We start from the raw sequence: 16,180 nt of genomic DNA on the forward strand, positions 1-16,180 counted from the left end.
ACGAGACAAATAAAAGCGGCCCTCGTGAGGCCGCTTCGTGCTCTTTGTGCTGCGTAGTCTACGACTGCGTATCGCTGTACTCGACGCTATACAGTTGCCGCTTGGGTTCCCGCGTGCGCTGCCGCGTCTCCCAGCCTTCGGCGAGCCCCACCTTCGCATGCGATGGCGGCAGCATCGGCTTGCCGCGCACGAGGTCGGATGCGCGTTCCGCGAGCATGATGGTGGGCGCGTTGAGATTGCCGTTGGGCTCGGTTGGAAACACCGACGAATCGATCACGCGCAAGCCCGTCATGCCGCGCACACGCAACTCGGAATCGACCACCGCCATGTCGTCCTCGCCCATCCGGCACGAGCCGCACGGATGCATGGTGCTTTCCAGATTCGCCCGCACGAATGCGTCGATCTCGTCGTCGGTCTGCACGTCGGGGCCGGGGGCGAGCTCGACATCGCGGAAACGGTCCATCGCCGGCTGCCCGATGATCTCGCGGGTGAGCCGCACGCAGCGCCTGAAGCCTTCGCGGTCTTCTTCGCGGTCCAGATAGTTGAAGCGAATCTCGGGATGCACGTAAGGATCCGCCGCCGTGAGCCGCACGTGGCCCCGGCTTTTGGGCTTGTTCGGCCCGGTCAGCACCATGAAGCCGTGCCCTTTGAACGGCTTGTCGCCGTCGTAGCGCATCGCGGCCGGCAGGAAATGGAACTGAATGTCGGGCCAGCGCAGCCCCGCCTCGGAGCGGATGAAACCGCCCGCCTCGAAATGGTTGCTCGCGCCGAGACCGTCCTTGAACAGCAGCCAACGCAGTCCAATCAGGAACTTGTGCCACGGATCCATGCTGCCGTTGAGCGTGACCGGCTCCTTGCAGGCGTACTGGATGTAGATCTCCGCGTGATCCTGCAGATTCATGCCGACGCCCGGCAGCGCGTGCTTGACCTCCACGCCCGCCTGGCGCAATGCATCGGCGGGCCCGATGCCGGAGCGTTGCAGCAGATGCGGTGAGCCGATCGGGCCCGATGCAATCAGCACTTCGGCGCGGCAGCGCGCCGTGTGCGTGACGCCGCCCCGGTCATAGACCACGCCGACCGCGCGCTTGCCCTCGACGATCACCTGCCGCGTCATCGCATTCGTGACCACATGCAAGTTGGGCCGGCTCATCGCCGGGCGCAGGTACGCGTTCGCGGTGGACCAGCGCACGCCGTCCTTCACCGTCATGTGCATCGCGCCGAAGCCTTCCTGCATGTGCCCGTTGCAATCGTCCGTGCGAATGTAGCCGGCCTGCACGCCCGCTTCGATCCATGCTCCGTACAACGGGTTTTTCATGTTGTTGCCGTTGTTCGTCGAGAGCGGCCCGTTCGAGCCGCGGTACTGGTCGCCGCCGAACTTGTAGTTTTCGGCGCGGCGGAAGTACGGCAGGCAGTTGTGGTAGCCCCAGCCGCGCGCGCCCAGCTCCTCCCATTCGTCGAAGTCGTAAGCGTGGCCGCGAATGTAGACGAGCCCGTTGATCGACGACGATCCCCCCAGCACCTTGCCGCGCGGGCAATGAAGCTGGCGTCCGTTCAGATGCGGCTCCGGCGCGGTCTGATATTTCCAGTTGAACTTGCGCGTGTTCATCGGCATCGAGAACGCGCTTGGCATCTGGATGATGATGCTGCGGTCGCTGCCGCCGTACTCGAGCACCAGCACGCTCACTGCTGGATCCTCGGTGAGCCGGTTGGCCAGCACGCAGCCCGCCGATCCCGCGCCCACGATGATGTAGTCGTATTGCCCGCTTTCCATGATGAATTCCTGATTCGTTATCCTGACAATATGGCGTTCAGAAGCGCTGGTCGCCCGTGGTGTACTGAGGCAGGGTCTTTTCGATCTGCGCGATGAGCGCCTCCTCGCGGCGAAGATCGAGCGAGCGGCTCAGCAGGTAATACGCCATGCCCGAGACGAACAGCCCCACGAGCCAGGCCAGGTCCACGCTGCCCATCGCCCGCGCAAACGGGCCGACATAGACTTCGTTGGCGCCGTCGAAGATGCAGAAGAACGGGATCATCGCGGCAAACCCGATCGCATACGACATCAGGCCGCGTGCGCCCCATGTGCCGTAGATGTTGTTGTGCGGCAGGAAGAAGTGCGGGATCGCATAACGGCCCTTGCGCACGAAGAAGTAGTCCGTGAGGTTCACGGCGGTCCAGGGCACGAGGAAGTAGAGCATCACCACCAGGTAGATATTCAGGACCGAGAGCCCCTTGCCCGACGTATAGATGCTGAGTGCGACCCCGAGCTGAAGCACCACCACGAAGAGAATCGCCAGCACACGCACGCGGGCGGTGGGCTCGATCTTCCTGAACGAATCGACGCCCGTGATGGCCGTGAGCTTGGCGCTGTAGATGTTCATCGCTATCACGGGCAGGAAGGCCACGATCGTGACGGCCACCACCACGCTCCCGAGGCGCGGCGACAGATCGCTGCCGACCTGGTTGAGCGCCACGAGCACGTCGGTGGCGTGCAGGTGGTCGCCGAGCCAGCCGCCCACGGCGATCATCCAGGCACCCGAGAGCGACGCCCCGAGGAACACCGCGGCGATCAGACGGCCGCTCGGCGTGTTCTTTGGCAGATAGCGCGAATAGTCCGACACATAGGGCGCGTAAGCGATGTTATAGCTCGCGGCAGCGGCGAACTGCGTGATGAACCCGGTCCAGCAGAAGCCAAGCGGCGCGGGCGGCGGCGTGCCGGGCAGCGCCGCCGGCAGCGGCAGATCGGGCACCCAGTGCATGAGCACCGCCAGCGTGACGAAGCCGTACAGCGGCAGCGACAGATACAACGCCCACTTGAAGCTGCGGTGCATCCAGTCGTGGCCGAGGATGGCGAGGACCGCCGCGGGCACGGTCACGACCAGCGCCACCTTGAGCGGGTCCCAGCCAAACAGCGCCTTGAGGCCCTGCATCATCAGCACGAGATTGACGATATTGAAACCCGCGAACACGAACAGCGTGGCGAGCAGCACGAGGACCACGCCGCGATAGCCGAACTGCGCGCGCGACTGGATCATCTGCGGCAGGCCCAGATGCGGGCCCTGCGAGCCGTGGAACGCCATGAACAAGGTGCCGAACATGATGCCGAGCGTGCCGGCCACGGTCGTCCAGAGCGCGTTCAGGCCCACGCTCGGCCCAACGAAGCCGATGGTCATCGTGAAGAACGTGAAGTTGCCGAGAAACCAGAACGGCCCTTGACGCGAGAGCCGGTCGGTGCGCTCGCTCTCGGGAATGAAGTCGATCGAATGCCCCTCGATCGCGCCGTGCTCGCCGATGGCGGCGCTGGGTGCTGCAATCCGTGCCGCGACTCTTTCGTTTGCTTCCATCGTGTGCCCCATGTCGTAATGGACGATGCTGCATAAAGACAGGACGCCCGGAGCGCGGCCCGCGAGAGCGGGCCGGTCCGCCGCGTATCGAAGACTTGATACCGACGCGCCGCTACGCGTCGTTCAGCGTGATCCAGACGGCCTTGGTCTCCATCAGGGCGTCGAGCTGCTCCGCGCCGAGGTCCTTGCCAAAGCCCGATGCCTTGAAGCCGCCGAACGGCATGGCCGGATCGATCGTGCTATGCGCGTTCACGTAGACGCTGCCGGCGCGCAGCTTCGGCACCAGTGCATGCACGCGATTCAGGTCGCGCGAATAGATCGCCGCGGCGAGGCCATACGGCGTGTCGTTTGCGAGCGCGACGGCCTCGCTCAGGTCGTCGAATGGCGCGCTCACGAGCACGGGCCCGAAGATCTCCTCCTTCACGATGCGCATGTCCGGGCGGCAATGCGCGAAGATCGTCGGTTGAACGAAATAGCCCGATCCCTCCACGTTGCGCCCGCCATACACCAGTTCCGCGCCTTCGCGACGGCCCGCCTCGATATACGACGTCACACGCGCCTTCTGCTGCGCCGAGACGAGCGGGCTGATGAAGCAGTCGCGATCGAGGCCCGGCGCGATCTTGAGCGTGCGCGTGTAGTCGATCAGCGCGGCGAGGAAGCGTTCGTGCACGCTGCGTTGCACGTAGAGGCGGCTGCCGGCGTCGCACACCTGCCCCGAGTTGAAGAACATGCCGTTCGCCACCGCGCGCGCCGCGGCCTCGATGTCCGCATCGTCGAGCACGAGCACCGGCGACTTGCCGCCCAGCTCGAGCGTGACGCGCTTGACGCCGTCGAGCGCCGCGCTGCCGACCTCGCGCCCCACCGCCGTGGAGCCCGTGAACGTCACCTTGTCGATGCCGGGGTGGCGCGCCATGGCGGCGCCGATCACATTGCCGCGCCCGGTCACGACGTTCACCACACCGTCGGGAATGCCGGCCTCCTGCACGAGCTGGGCGAAGCGCAGCGTCGACAGCGAGGTCAGCTCCGCGGGCTTGATCACCGCCGTGCAGCCCACCGCGAGCGCCGCAGCCAGCTTCCACGCCAGCGTCTGCAGCGGGAAATTCCACGGCACGATGATCCCCACCACGCCCACGGCCTCCTTGCGCGTATAGGCGAGGTAGTGACCGGGCAGCGAAGGCTCCACGGTGCGCCCGTGCAGCTTGGAAGCCCAGCCCGCGAAATAGCGGAACGTGTCGACGGTTCCCTGGACATCCACATCGCGCGCATTCGCCACCGATTTGCCGACGTCGATCGACTCGATCTCGGCCAGCTCGTCGGCGTGAGCCTCGATCAGATCGGCGAGGCGATGCAGCAGGCGCTCGCGCTTGAGCGGCTTGAGGCGCCGCCACGCGCCGCCGTCGAACTGCCCGCGCGCCGCGGCGACTGCACGGTCGAGGTCGCCTGCCGTGGCGAGCGGAATCTGCGTGATGATGCCTTCGGTGGACGGCTCGACCACGTCGAGCACCTCGCCCTCGCTGCCCGGCACGAACGCGCCGGCGATGAACATGCGTTGCGGCTGCTCGAGAAAGCGCCGCGTTGCTTCACGCACGCCGAACTGCTCCAGATAGTTTCGTACGATGGAATCCAAGCTTGTCTCCTGATCTCGCGCGGCGTCGTGCGCCCACGGCGCGCGCATTAATGTTTCGTGCCGTTGCCTGCGTCGCTGGCCCTGGTCCTCAATGCCTCAATGACTCAATGGCTTAGCGCCGATGCTGGCTGCGAGCGTGAAAGATGACGCCGATCGAATTCAGCAGCAGTTGAGCCGCAAGAATGGGCGTCACGCCCGCCGGATCGTAGGCCGGAGCGACTTCCACGAGGTCCATGCCCACCACGTTGCCGTGGCTGCGGCGCGCGAGCCCCTGGATGATTTCCAGCACTTCGTAGTAGGTGAAGCCGCCATGGCTCGGCGTGCCCGTGCCCGGCGCGATGGACGGATCGAAGCCGTCGATGTCGATCGTGATGTAGTAGGCGCGGCCTTCGGGAATCCGTGCCAGCACGCCCTCCGCGCCGAGCCGGCGCACGTCGCGCACGGAAAGAATGTCGGAGCCCGCCGCTCGCGCGGCGTCATAGTCGCCGCGGTTCGACGACGAAACGTTGCGGATGCCGAGCTGCGTCATGCCGCTGATGTGCTGCATCTCCGAAGCGCGCCGCAGCGGATTGCCGTGTCCGTAACGCACGCCGTGGCGTTCGTCGACGAAATCCAGATGCGCGTCGAAGTGCACGATGTGAATCGGGCCATGGCCCTCGAACGCCTGGATCACCGGGGCGTGAATCGAATGATCGCCGCCGAGCGTCACGGGCATCGCTCCATTCGCGAGAATCTTGCGCACCGCGCTTTCGATGTTGGCGTTGCTCGCCGCCATGTCGGTGTGGACGATGTCGGCGTCGCCCACGTCCACCATGCGCACCTGGTCGCGCGTCAGATAGAGCGCGTCGTCTTCGTGATCGTAGGCTCCCGCGTGGCCGAACGAAAACAGCGTGGACGCTTCGCGGATGCTGCGCGGCCCGAAGCGCGCCCCCGAGCGCCATTGCGTGCCCATGTCGTTGGGCGCGCCGAGGATCGCCACATCGGCGTCGATGCGATCCCAGTCGAGGCAGACCGGCGATTTCGCGAACGTGCAATGGCCCACGAACGGCAAATCCAGCCGCCCGCTTTCGTATGTGTTGCCCGGCATGAGTGTCTCCGTGTGTGATCCGCTGGGTCATCCAGTCAGGAATCGGTGAACGACCCGGTTTTTATCGGGCCGCCGCTTTGAGACACTATGTGGGTATTATTTTTGACCAAAAATCCCGGGGTTCAGATATTCATATCGGAATTTCCGAAGCAAGCGATCATGGAGAACGCGGGCAATGACGCAACTGCAGGACGTGGATCTCAAGCTACTCAGGGTTTTCATGCATGTCGTGCGATGCGGCGGCTTTTCAGCGGCCCAGGCAACGCTGAACGTGAGCCAGTCGACCATCAGCGAGCAGATGACCACGCTCGAGACGCGCCTCGGCCTCAAGCTGTGCGAGCGCGGCCGCGGCGGCTTCCGCCTGACCGAGCACGGCCTCGCAACGTACGAGGCGGCCCAGCGCCTGCAGGTTGCCGTAGAGGCGTTCTGCATGGACACGGACGCGCTGAAGCAGCATATCGCGGGCCGACTCTATCTGGGCATCATCGACAACACGGTGACGGACACCGCTTCGCCGCTGCCGCGGGCCTTGCAGAAGTTCGTTTCGCGCGGCGAAGACGTGCATGTCGACGTCTACATCGGCACGCCGGCGGAGCTCGAGGAGCGCGTGCTCGACGGCAGGCTTCATGTTGCGATCGGGCACTTCCCGATCCACGTGCCGGGCCTCACCTATACCGAGCTCTATCAAGAACCCGATGGGCTCTATTGCGGCAAGGGGAACCCCCTGTTTGCGGGGGCGGGGGAAGGTGGCGTTCAGATCGAAGCCATCGCTGCGAGCCGCATCGCGGCGCGCGGCTACCTGCAGCAGCACGATCTGAAGATGCTCAGCGCGAGCAAGGCCGCCGCGACGGTCGACAACGTCGAAGCGCAGGCGATCCTGATTCTTTCCGGCGCATATATCGGATTCCTGCCCAACCACTATGCGGCGCGCTGGGTGGAACGCGACGACATGCGGCGCATCGGCCCCGAGCAGTTCGGCATGCAGTCACCCTTTTGCGCGGTGACGCGCCGGGCCTCCGCCGTGCCGTCCATCCTGCAGGCGTTCATGATCGACCTGCAGGAGGTCTGGCTGAATGACCGCGCGGGCCGGCACGGAGACGCAACAAAACCCGCGCGCCGCAAGTAGCCGCGGCGCGCCGCGCGCTCAGGCTGCCGCGAGGCGAACGCCCTGAGCCGTGCCGGCCATGCCCTCGATCAGCGCGGCGACGTTCTCCGCCGTTGCGGCCGACAAGGTCCAGCCCAGATGTCCGTGCCCCGTGTTGTAGAACACGCCCGGCATGCGCCCCCTGCCGACCTTCGGCAGCATGCTCGGCAACATGGGCCGCAGGCCCGCCCACGGAATCACGCGCGACGTGTCGACCTGCGGGAACAGACGGCGGGTCCATTCGACCAGCGGCGCGATACGGTCCGCGCGAATGTCGCGGTTGAACCCGTTGATCTCGGCCGTGCCCGCCACGCGGAACCGGTCGGCGCCGAGCCGGCTCGTGACGATCTTCGCGCTCTCGTCGAGCAAGCTGACCCAGGGTGCCGCGCGCTGGCTCTTTTCGTCGTCGAGACCTACGGTGATCGAATAGCCCTTCACCGGATACACGTTCACGTGGTCGCCGAGCATCGACGCGAATGCACGGCTGTTCACGCCCGCACAAACGACGATACGTTCGAATATTTCGTCATGCGAATCGTTCTGCGACAGCGTGGAGAGCGTGAACGTGCCGCCCGGGTCGCGCCGGATCGCGGCGATCTGCGTGTCGTAGTGGAATTCGACGCCATGCCGCACACTCGCCATCGCGAGGCCGCGCGTGAACTTGTGGATGTCGCCGGTCGAATCCGAGGGCGTGAAGAAGCCACCGAAAAACGCGCCCTCCAGGGCCGGCTCGATCTCCCGGATCTCGGCCGGCGTCACGGGCCGGCGATCGAGGCCGCCTTCGGTCAGGACGGCGTTGACCTTCGTGGCCACGTCAAAGCTCTTGCGGTCCTTGTAGATGTGCAGGATGCCGCGCTGCTCGAGGTCGAACTCGATGCCTTCGTTACGGGCCGTTTCGAACAGGTGCTCGCGGGCCGCCATTGCGAGGCGCACCGTTTCGAGCGTGTTGGCCCGATAGTTCGGGATCTGCCGCAGAAATTCGGCCATCCACGAATATTTGTGCCACGCGGGCAGCGGATTCACGAGCAGCGGCGCGTCGCGCGTGAGCATCCAGCGCAGGCCTTTGAAGACGGTGGCGGTGTTGTTCCAGACTTCGGCATTGCACGCCGAAAGCTGACCGCCGTTCGCGAACGACGTCTCCATGGCGCTATAGCGGTGGCGTTCGAACACGGTAACGCGAAAGCCGCGCTTTGCAAGGGCGTAAGCGGTCGTGACGCCGGTGATCCCGGCGCCAATGATGGCGATTCGTGACATGACATGGTCCAGATTAGATTGAGCACTGTCGTTTCCGACAACCGTGCCCCATCTGTCCATGTACCTGAGAGTTTCTTCCCGCGCCGGCATCCAGCACGCCGGGCGGAAATCTCCTTCGGTGGGCGCCTGCGCGCCGCTCTCCAGATGTGTTCTCGCTGCAGGGTCCTTGTGCCTGAGAGTTTCCGGGGCGGTTGCTCCGTCGGCGCCGTCAAATGCTTTCGCAGTGACAGTCTCTCCCGCTGCAGTTCATCGAACAGTGCAAAGATAGCGGGCCATTATTGCCGCTGCAAGCGATTTTTTTTCCTCGCGAAGGATTGCGCGTACGCTTGGCCCTGGCCCTCGTCGCTCACGAAGCGCCGCCCCGCAAGCACAGGTGATACCGGCGCGGCATGAAAGCCGGACCGCGCGGGCGCTGCCTCAAGCCGTCTTGCGCAGGAAGCCTTGCGTGCCGCCGTTGCGGTTCGGTGCGAAGCCGTTCGCGTGCAGCGATTCCTCCACCGTGTCGTAGAACACACCGATCTTGCTGATCTCGCGCGCCTCCTTCGCCGTCGCGATATCGCGGCCGAATTCGCGCGAGATGCGCACGAGTTGCTCGATCTGCTTCACGGTGCTCATCTTTTCGGTGCGCTTCTGGTTCCAGAGGCAGTCTTCCGTGCCGCAACGCACGTGCAGGCCCATCGCAATCCCCATCATGTTCACGGGCAGTACATTGCGCACATTGCTCTCCACCGTGACCACCGCGCCGTCGGGCACCGCGCGGATGAAGTTGCCGAGGCTGTAGATGTTCGGCGTATCCATGCCGCCGGCGATCGCCACCCAGTTCATGACCAGCGGGCCCTTGTAGAAGCCGCGGCGCATCAGCCGCTCCACCGACTCGAAGCTGTTGAGGTTGTAGCACTGGAACGCGCTCTGGATGCCCCTGGCCGTCAGCCGGCGCACGTGCTCCTCGACCCAGCCCGGCTGTGCGGGCACGGTCATTTCCTTGTACGCGTTAAAGAGCGTCGGGTTCTCGCGCGAGGTGCCCTTGAAGTCGGCGTCTTCCGCCTGATCGGTGACATTCATCTGCGAAGTATTGACCGTCACCGTGACCTGGTCCGGCGTGGGTTCGAGCTCGGCCAGCATGTGGCGGGTGTCGTCGGAGAGCCACTTCGCCGCTTGCCCTTCGTTTTCGGGCGCAAACGAGATCGAGCCGCCCACCTGGATGATCATCTCCGGCACCGCCTTGCGCACGCCGGCAATCAGTTCGTTGAACTTCGACAGACGCTTGCTGCCCTTGCCATCGAGTTCGCGCACATGGAGATGCAGCACCGTGGCGCCCGCGTTGTAGCAGTCCACCGCTTTCTGGATCTGCTCATCCATGGTGACCGGAATGTCCTCGGGAAAGTCCGAGGGCAACCAGCCTGGCGCGTAAGGCGCCGCGGTAATGATCAAGGGCTGTTGATTCTCGGGAAAGAGGTGGCCGTCGAGAAAATTCATGCGGGGTCTCCGGGGGGAAAGCGGCTGTCGCATCCGCAGGCGAGCGCGTTGGCGAGTCCAGCGCGCCGCCCGATAGTGATGCGTGCCATTGTCCGGTTTGGGCCCATTCCCCGCTTGATCATGCGCGCCAGTCGATTGACTATCCATGACAGGCGCCGGCAACACCGTCACTGATCGACGCGGCGCGATGCGGGGTGGCGCGCGATGGCGCGCCCGAATATCGGCGCCTCCTCGTCAAGCCTTCAGGACCGCACCGCCCCACTCGCCCGCGTGGCCCGCAACACGTACTCGAGCACCGCGATCACCATGCAGTTGACTACCAGGCACAGCAAGCCAGGATTGAAGCCGCCGAGATCGTAGCGGCCCAGGTAGAACGCGAGCGCCAGGCCATCTCCCGCGAGAATGCCGGCCGTCACCGCGGCGGGCCGGATGCGCATCGAGAACAGCACGGCAATTAGCCCCGGAAAGAATTGCCCGACGCCGTAATAGGTCGTGTTGATGAGCGTGAGCATCAATGTCGGCGTCGCGCTGGTCATGACGATCGACACGGCCAGATAGATCACGATGACGATCTTCGCGGCCGCCTTTTGTTGCGCTCCGCCCACGCCCGGCAGCAAATTGCGGCTGACGATGGGCCCGATGGCGAGGCACATGCCGGTGAGCACCAGCAGCGCGGAGAGCACGGCGGCGGCCGCCACGAGCCCGAGCAGCCATGGCGGCAGAAGGTCGTTGGCCGCCACGAAGAACGCCTCGTTCGCCGAGTTCAGGCTGTAGTGCTGGCTGAGCGCATAGTACGACGCGATCACGAGAAACGGATACATCAGCATATACAGGGGCATGGCGATCTGGCTGCGCCGGATCGTGTTAGCGCTCTTCGCGGTGAAGAACATCTGCGCACCGAATGGCATGGCGAGAAAGCCGAGCGACTGGAACAGAATCGTGCTCATGGCAAAGCGCAGTTGCGTGGAATCCATGCGGTTGCTCACCTGCAGCCCGGCTTCGTGGAACACCGTCGTCACGCCTACACGCTGCGCCACGGCAACCCCGGTGGCAACGATCGCGAGGACCATGAGCGTGTCCTTGAGCACGGCGACGTAGGCCGAGGAGCGGATACCGGCGATCATGATATAGACGAGCGCGAGCGCCGCCGCGATGATGACCAGATGCAGCGTCTCGAACTGCCAGCCCAGCCCGCGTAAGGCGGCAGCAAGCCCAGTGAACTGGAGTTGCGCCATCGGCAACAGGAACAGGATCGACGTGAGCGCGACCACGCGCTCGATCGTGCGGTCCTGAAAGTGGCCCCTGAACAGGTCGGGCAGCGTGATCGCATTGAAGCGCCTGCCCGCCTCCCAGATGCGCGGCCCGAGAAAATAGCCGAGCGGATAGGCAAGCAGAATATAGCCGAGAAACCAGACACCGTAGGTCGGCCCCTTCGCGTAGATGCCGCCCGCGAAGCCCACCATCGTGGCGACGCTGTAGATCTCTCCCGCAGCGAGAAAAAAGACCAGCACGCTGCCGAACTGGCGCGACGCGACGAAAAAATCCTGCACGCTCTGCGTGCCCACGCCGCGACGCGAGAGCAACGCAAGTGCGAACGAAGCCAGCATAAAGCCGGCGAAGACTACGGTTGACATGCGCGTGCTCCCTTGCAATCAGAGATCGTCCTGCGTGGCGTCGGCGGCGTGCTTGTCGAAGCCGTGCCAGCAGACGAAGAGACACGCCGAGGTCAGTACGAACCACAGAAACATCCAGGCGTACACGAGCGGTACGCCCAGCACGTAGACGTCGGCGGAAGCGATCCAGGGCAGCAGCCCCAGCACGCCGGCATAGGGCAATCCAAGCCCGATCAGAACCCTTAGCATCGGCTCACCCCATGCTGCGCACAGCAGCGGCAAGTGGATCGATCGGCGTGAAGACGCCCGCACGCGCCTCGATGGCTTCTCCCGCGGCGAGGCACAGCGCTTCGCCATAGCGGCCCGCTACGAGTTGCACACCCGAAGGCATGGTAGTGCCGGAGGATGCCGCCACACTGAGCGGCACGCTCAAGCCCGGCAAACCGAGCACCGCTGTCGCAAGCAGCGGGCCCTGCGCCTGCAGGATGCGGCGCATCGCGTCGTCGCCGTGCTGGTCGGCGTCGATAGCGAACGGACGCTGGCACGACACCGGCATCAGCAGCAGCGGATAGCGCGCGAAGAAGGCTTGCCATTCGCGCAACAGGCCCGTGCGTTGCGAGAGGCCGTCCATGTAGCCGGCCAGGTCGAGCGTCGGCGCGATGCGGCGCTGGCTGCCGAACGCCGTGCGGATGGCGCGGTCGCCGCAGTCCTCAATGGTCTTGTCGAGTCCGGTGAGCGCCTCGTTGGTCACGAGCTTCAACCACAGCTCTGAGGCTTCGTCAAAGCGCGGCGGCACCACCTCCTCCACGACGCAGCCGGCTTCCTCGAGCCAGCGCGCGGCCTGCTGGACCGCTGCGATCACCACCGGGTCGGTGGGAATGCCCGGCAGTTGCGCGCACACCGCCACCCGCGTGGGAAACGGCGCCAGGGCGCCCTTCGGTGCGTTCGATGCATCGAGTGGTGTCGGTGCTACCGGCATCCACCAGGCGTCGCGCGTATCGCCGCCCTCCATGGCCGCGAGCGCGAGGCGCAGGTCGCCCACCGTGCGCGCGAGCGGCCCCTGCACCGAAGCGAGCTGCACCGCAAGCGTGCGGTCGCGGCTTTGCGACGGGTTGTAGGCGGGCACGCGCCCCGTGGTCGGCCGCAGTCCCGCCACGCCGCATGCATACGCAGGATAACGAATCGATCCACCGAGATCGTTGCCATGTGCGATCGCGCCGATGCCGGCCGCCACCGCCGCCGAAGCGCCGCCGCTGGAGCCGCCCGGCGTCAGGCCGGCATCCCAGGGGTTCAGCGTTCTGCCGTAGAGGTCGTTGTCGGTGAACCACCGGTACGAAAACGCGGGCGCGTTGGTGCGGCCGATGATGACCGCGCCGGCCTTGCGCAGATTCGCCACGACCGGGCTGTCCTCGCGCGCGATCAGATCCTTGTAGGCCACCACGCCGTTGGACGTCGCGCGCCCCGCCATGTCGACGTTCACCTTGACCGTCACCGGCACGCCATGCAGCAGGCCAGTGGCGTCGCGCCGGCCAACGGCGGCATCGGCCGCCGCGGCGGCTTCGAGTGCGCTATCCGCAAGCACGTCCACGACCGCGTTGAGATGCGGATTGACTTCCTCCAGCCGCGCGAGGCAACTCTCCACGAGTTCTTTCGATGAAACGTCGCGGCGCGCGACGAGGGCGGACATTTCCGTTGCGCTCAGGCGCCACCATGCTTGACTCATATGTGCTCCTCCAGGACTCTCGATTGGCTTTCGTTTTTTTATGCCCGCCTGACCGCGCGGACCAACATCAGAGACTGGAAAGAGGCTAACTGGGACAGCCCGATCGCAAAAGACGATATATTGTTCGCGGTGACCACTGCAGGTTGTCGTGCTGCCCCCTCTCCCAGGGGTAACCCTGAGCCGTTGCGGCGGGGTCCCGCGAGTCGGCAACATCTAAATCCCGAAGGAGACCACGCTGCATCGTCATCGGCCGATGGGCCGGGACGCGGCGGACGAGACATGAAGGACCATCACCTGAAGGCCTGGCTTGCCCTGGTCGAAACCGGCAGCATTCGAGGCGCATCGCGCCATTTGCATCTGAGCCAGGCCGCGGTCACGAAAGCGGTCCGCGAGCTCGAGCAGGATCTCGACGCGCCGCTCATCGTACGCAGCTCACGCGGCGTGCAGCTGACCGAATGCGGCCGTCAACTCACCTCGCGGGCGCGCCTCGCCCAGGCTCAGCTCGCGCTGGCGCGCCAGGACATTCAGCAGCTTCTTGGCGGCAAACGCGGGCATGTGGCGGCCGCAGTGACGCCGATGGTGCTCCTTGGCGCGCTGCCCACGGTCATCGAGCGCTTCACCAAGATCATGCCGTTGGCAGAACTGACTTTCGAGGAAGGTCTGATGCCTCATGTGCTGCACGCGCTGCGCGATGGCTCGATCGACTTCGCGGTCGCTGCGCCGGCCGAGGAGGAGGTCAGTGGCGAGTTCGACTTCGAGCCGCTGCGCACGCTCGAGACGATCGTGGTCTGCCGACGCGGGCACCCTATGGCAAACGCCACCGAATGGAGCCAGTTGGCCGAGTGCACGTGGGCCATGACGCTTTCGCCCGGCAGCCACCATTGCAATCTGCTCGACTACCTGCGCCGGGCCCGGCTGCCGTTGCCCACACGCATCATCCGCGCGAACACGTTCGGTGTGAGCTGGAACCTGATGGCGCGCAGCGACGCGCTGCTTGCGGTGCCCGTGGGCATGCTCGAAGTGGAGCCTTATGCGCAGCAGGCAACGCGCGTGCCACTGCGTCTCGAGTTCCCGCCGCTTCGGCTTGGCATCATGAAGCTGCGCGACGCGCCGCTCTCGCTCGCGGCCGACAAGCTCGCCGAATTGTTTCGGCAGGAGATCGCTTCGAGCCAATGCGAGCGCGCCGCGTGAAGTAGCGGACGCCCAGAGCGGCTCGCGTGCCGCTTTGCCTAATACGGTCAAGACGGCTGTTCCACGACTGCGCGAACAGCCGCATCCCGTGCCTCGTCCAGACGCGAAGTGGCAAGGGCCAGCAGGAGTGGGCCGTCCCGCCTCATGGCGGCGTCCTGCATCGCGCGCCAGACCTCCAAGGATGTGCGGATCGTTTGCGGCGCAGCCACCATGCCCAGCCGGACGTAACGTAGCGTTCGCAATGAGATCGAGTGCAGGATATCGACCAGAAGCCGGTTATGGCACAGACCGATTGTGGCGAAATTCAGGAGGAAACTCTCCACGGCATAAGCGTCTATCGACGCCTCGGCAGCCTGGGCCAGCCTGGGAATATGCGCCGTCAATAGCGCTTCGAGTTCCGGCAAGTTCTCGCGGGTCGCCTGCTCCAGCATCGTGACATACAGCACACTGCGCACCCGGAAAATATCCCTGAGTTCGTTCTCGTCGGGCGCCGTCACGATCGCTCCGCGTCTCGCCTGAAATTCCACCAACCGGTCCCGCTCCAGGATGCGCAAGGCTTCGCGGACCGGCGCGCGGCTGACGTGCAGCACTTCGCTGATATCCGCTTCCAGCAAGCGCTGCCCCGATTTCACGAGATCCAGCGTGATCACCCCGGCCAGGCGAGCAGCGATCTGCTCGGCGATGGGCACCGAAGCACAGGCGCAGTCCTGCCCGCGCAGCACCGCCCGCTCCACTGCCAGCATCAACGAATTTTTCGGCGTAAGGAGTGCGGAAAAATCGGGAAGATTTTGCGTCTTGTGGCGAGCCATAGCGTTCAGCCGAAGCGATCTTGAGCCGGAAACCCGTCAATAAGGCCTGTCACCTTCGATCCCGGCTCTTTCCATTTTGCGCGGAGCCGGCCAATAGTCCATGACCGCGTAGTGCTGGGTCGACCGGTTATCCCAAACCGCCACACTATTGGGCTTCCAGCGAAAGCGAACCTGATACTCGGGGATCGATGCCTGGCTCTGCAGATAATTGAGTAGAAGACTGGCGCCTGGCGTCTTGTCGAGGCCATACCGCACGTTATCGACGGTATGGTAATTGACGAAGTGGGTCGTAAAGCTACCGACGTAAAGCACCTTTTCGCCAGTCTCAGGATGGGTCCGCACGACCGGGTGTTCCACCTCCGGATTTTGCGCGGCCAGTTTTCTGCGCTCTTCTAGCCCCATGGCTGCGCCAAACGAGTGCTCGATGCTGCTCTTCGCCCTCAATCCCTCGATGCGCTTCTTGATATCGTCCGGCAATTGCCTGTACGCCTCGACCATGTTGACCCAGATGGTGTCGCCGCCGACCTCAGGACATTCGATGCAGCGCAGGACCGCACCCATGGACGGCGCGGCTCGCCAGAGTCCATCGGTATGGTAGTTATTTTCATAAGGGTTCTTTTCCTCCGACCGGTAGATTTGCACGAGGCCAGGATGGTCCGGGTCGCTTCCCGCAACAGGATGATCTTCCAGCTTCCCGAATCTGCTCGCAAAAGCAACGTGCTCCTCGCGAGAGATCCGTTGATCCCGGAAGAAGAGCACCCGGTGTTTGAGCAGCAGGGCCTTTACTTCTGCAAACAACGACGCATCTCTTGCTGCGTCTCCGATGTTCACACCGGACACCTCTGCGCCAATGCAAAAGGTCAGCCTTTCGATCTTGATCATGAGCGGTTACTCCTTGTTCCTCGACTATTCATA

Annotated in this window: 13 protein-coding genes and 1 riboswitch; of the genes, 2 read left to right on the forward strand and 11 right to left on the reverse strand. The window is 64.6% G+C overall.

Going from position 1 to position 16,180, the window contains the following annotated elements:
• Positions 1-58: 58 nt before the first annotated feature.
• The 4 genes from betA to speB all read right to left on the reverse strand — a co-directional run bounded on the left by betA (position 59) and on the right by speB (position 6,055).
• Positions 59-1,771 carry a choline dehydrogenase gene (betA, locus tag E1956_RS22610; protein ID WP_134753092.1) on the reverse strand — a complete coding sequence of 571 codons (1,713 nt, stop codon included), beginning with the start codon at positions 1,769-1,771 and terminating at the stop codon, positions 59-61.
• A gap of 37 nt (positions 1,772-1,808) precedes the next feature.
• The gene (locus E1956_RS22615; protein ID WP_134753094.1) at positions 1,809-3,341 is read right to left on the reverse strand and encodes a purine-cytosine permease family protein; all 1,533 of its coding nucleotides are present in this window, start codon (positions 3,339-3,341) and stop codon (positions 1,809-1,811) included.
• A gap of 112 nt (positions 3,342-3,453) precedes the next feature.
• Complete coding sequence (locus E1956_RS22620; protein ID WP_134753096.1) at positions 3,454-4,968, reverse strand: aldehyde dehydrogenase family protein; 1,515 nt, start codon at positions 4,966-4,968, stop codon at positions 3,454-3,456.
• Positions 4,969-5,080: 112 nt separating this feature from the next.
• Positions 5,081-6,055 carry an agmatinase gene (speB, locus tag E1956_RS22625; RefSeq protein WP_134753098.1) on the reverse strand — a complete coding sequence of 325 codons (975 nt, stop codon included), beginning with the start codon at positions 6,053-6,055 and terminating at the stop codon, positions 5,081-5,083.
• A gap of 175 nt (positions 6,056-6,230) precedes the next feature.
• On the opposite strand from speB, the gene E1956_RS22630 reads away from it, so the two are divergent.
• Positions 6,231-7,181 carry a LysR family transcriptional regulator gene (locus E1956_RS22630; protein WP_134753100.1) on the forward strand — a complete coding sequence of 317 codons (951 nt, stop codon included), beginning with the start codon at positions 6,231-6,233 and terminating at the stop codon, positions 7,179-7,181.
• 18 nt (positions 7,182-7,199) lie between these two features.
• On the opposite strand, the gene E1956_RS22635 is transcribed toward E1956_RS22630, so the two are convergent.
• The 5 genes from E1956_RS22635 to E1956_RS22655 form a co-directional block, all read right to left on the reverse strand.
• Complete coding sequence (locus tag E1956_RS22635; protein ID WP_134753102.1) at positions 7,200-8,453, reverse strand: D-amino acid dehydrogenase; 1,254 nt, start codon at positions 8,451-8,453, stop codon at positions 7,200-7,202.
• 42 nt (positions 8,454-8,495) lie between these two features.
• A riboswitch (glycine riboswitch) is annotated at positions 8,496-8,607 on the reverse strand.
• 263 nt (positions 8,608-8,870) lie between these two features.
• Positions 8,871-9,929: a beta-keto acid cleavage family enzyme gene (locus E1956_RS22640; RefSeq protein ID WP_134753104.1), complete on the reverse strand. Its 1,059-nt coding sequence runs from the start codon at positions 9,927-9,929 to the stop codon at positions 8,871-8,873.
• Between the two features lie 242 nt (positions 9,930-10,171).
• Positions 10,172-11,563 (reverse strand): sodium:solute symporter family protein, encoded by a 1,392-nt coding sequence (locus E1956_RS22645; protein ID WP_134753106.1) that lies wholly within the window; start codon positions 11,561-11,563, stop codon positions 10,172-10,174.
• An 18-nt stretch (positions 11,564-11,581) separates the two neighbouring features.
• The gene (locus E1956_RS22650; protein WP_134753108.1) at positions 11,582-11,791 is read right to left on the reverse strand and encodes a DUF3311 domain-containing protein; all 210 of its coding nucleotides are present in this window, start codon (positions 11,789-11,791) and stop codon (positions 11,582-11,584) included.
• Positions 11,792-11,795: 4 nt separating this feature from the next.
• Positions 11,796-13,265 carry an amidase family protein gene (locus E1956_RS22655; RefSeq protein WP_134753110.1) on the reverse strand — a complete coding sequence of 490 codons (1,470 nt, stop codon included), beginning with the start codon at positions 13,263-13,265 and terminating at the stop codon, positions 11,796-11,798.
• A gap of 279 nt (positions 13,266-13,544) precedes the next feature.
• On the opposite strand from E1956_RS22655, the gene E1956_RS22660 reads away from it, so the two are divergent.
• Entirely contained in the window at positions 13,545-14,456 is a 912-nt protein-coding gene (locus tag E1956_RS22660) for a LysR substrate-binding domain-containing protein (protein ID WP_134753112.1), read from the forward strand.
• Positions 14,457-14,503: 47 nt separating this feature from the next.
• Here E1956_RS22660 and E1956_RS22665 read toward each other — a convergent pair whose 3' ends face one another.
• Entirely contained in the window at positions 14,504-15,265 is a 762-nt protein-coding gene (locus E1956_RS22665; RefSeq protein ID WP_134753114.1) for a GntR family transcriptional regulator, read from the reverse strand.
• A gap of 36 nt (positions 15,266-15,301) precedes the next feature.
• The gene (locus E1956_RS22670; protein ID WP_134754755.1) at positions 15,302-16,144 is read right to left on the reverse strand and encodes a TauD/TfdA dioxygenase family protein; all 843 of its coding nucleotides are present in this window, start codon (positions 16,142-16,144) and stop codon (positions 15,302-15,304) included.
• Between the last annotated feature and the right edge of the window lie 36 nt (positions 16,145-16,180).

The sequence above is a fragment of the Paraburkholderia pallida genome (genome assembly GCF_004524855.1).
GTDB lineage: Bacteria > Pseudomonadota > Gammaproteobacteria > Burkholderiales > Burkholderiaceae > Paraburkholderia > Paraburkholderia oxyphila.